General features: G+C 56.7%; 2 protein-coding genes. One reads left to right on the plus strand and one right to left on the minus strand.

Features of this window, described 5'->3' with window-relative positions; translation table 11 throughout:
- The coding region (locus ACOSYY_RS18275) for an OmpA family protein (RefSeq protein WP_421664280.1) at positions 1–686 on the plus strand (686 nt) is incomplete at its 5' end.
- 101 nt (positions 687–787) lie between these two features.
- Here ACOSYY_RS18275 and aroC read toward each other — a convergent pair.
- A partial coding sequence (gene aroC, locus ACOSYY_RS18280) for a chorismate synthase (RefSeq protein WP_421664281.1) occupies positions 788–1,771 on the minus strand: 984 nt, incomplete at its 5' end.

Below are 1,771 nucleotides of genomic sequence, written 5' to 3' on the forward strand. Positions count from 1 at the left end.
GCAGTGCTTCCGCGCGGGAGGAAATCGAGAAGTTGCAGCAACAAGCTGCATCAATGGAAGCCAAGGCAGCCCAAATCGAGAACGATCGTGAACAGCTCCGCCAGGAACAGGCGCGATTGGCCGAGACACTCGATCAGGAGCGGGCTGCCAAGGAATCGAAGGACGCGGAGATCAAGCGGCTTACGCGAACGCAGGAAGAGTTATCCAAGTCGCTCCAAGACGAGATCTCCAAGGGCAATATCACCGTCCAGCAAGTACGCGACCGCCTCACCATCAAAATGGTGGACCGGGTCTTGTTCGACTCCGGTCAGGCAGAGGTGAAACCGGCCGGCCAGAAGGTGCTGAAACAGGTCAGCGATCTCTTGAAAACCGTCAGCGACAAACAGATCCGAATCGAAGGCCACACGGACAATGTGCCGATCAGCGTCAAATTGCAGAATCGTTACAAGACGAATTGGGAACTGTCGACGGCACGGGCTACGGCGGTCGTGCGTTATTTGATCGACCGAGGTGACGTGGACTCCCGTCATCTCTCCGCGGTCGGCTATGCGGACACGCAACCCGTCGCTTCGAACGATACCGATGAGGGACGATCAGCCAACCGCAGGATTGAAATCGTGCTGTACCCCAAGGGCATTAAAGAAGCTGCCGACCAGATCGAAATCAGTACGGAGGAATCGCAGTAGGGGAAAGAGCTTCTTAAGGCAATGGGTTGGACCTGAAGACGTCGGGATCCCTTTGTAGCGTCACAGCTCCTACGCTTCAGCAGGATCGGAGAAGTTGGTCTTCATGACAGGTGCTGATTCGAACGAGCTGCCGAATTCTTCGCAGAGGCAACAATTTTTGGGGTTTTCGTCATCACATCGGCATTTTGTGCGCGATGGAGCAGTGCATGATCCATGAGCACAAGGGCCATCATGGCTTCGGCGATCGGTGTGGCGCGTATTCCGACGCAGGGGTCGTGGCGGCCGGTGGTTTCAACCATCACGGCATTGCCTTGTTTATCGATTGATCGGCGCGGCACACGGATGCTCGACGTCGGCTTGATGCCGATCGTCACGGCAATGTCCTGCCCGGTGGAGATGCCGCCCAGAATGCCGCCGGCGTGATTCGTGACAAAGCCGTCCGGTGTCAGTTCGTCGCCGTGCTCCGATCCTCGTTGGGTCACCGACGCAAAACCTGATCCGATCTCCACTGCCTTTACCGCATTGATGCTCATCATGGCTGCCGCCAATTCGGCATCCAACTTTCCATACACCGGGGCACCCCACCCGACCGGCACATGCTCGGCTACGGTCGTAATTCTGGCGCCGACCGAGTCGCCTGCCTTTCGCAGATCATCCATGAATGATTCCAGCTTGGATACGACATCGGGATCGGCTGAGAAAAACGGATTGTGACCCACCGCATTCCAATCTTTGAAAACCAGTTCATGAGGACCCAACTGGCTCAGATAGCCACGAATCACGACACCATATTTTTCCCTGAGCCACTTTCTCGCAATGGCGGCGGCGGCCACACGGACAGCCGTTTCTCGTGCCGAGGCACGTCCTCCGCCTCGATGATCGCGAATACCGTATTTCTGCCAGTAGGTATAGTCTGCATGCCCGGGTCGAAAGGTATCGATCAAATTTCCATAATCGCGGCTGCGCTGATCTTCGTTGCGGATCAACAGCGCGATCGGCGTGCCGGTCGTCTGTCCTTCAAACACGCCGGAGAGAATTTCAACGGCGTCGGGCTCCTGTCGCTGGGTGACATGGCGAGAAGTACC

This window comes from Nitrospira sp. BLG_2, assembly GCF_049222245.1.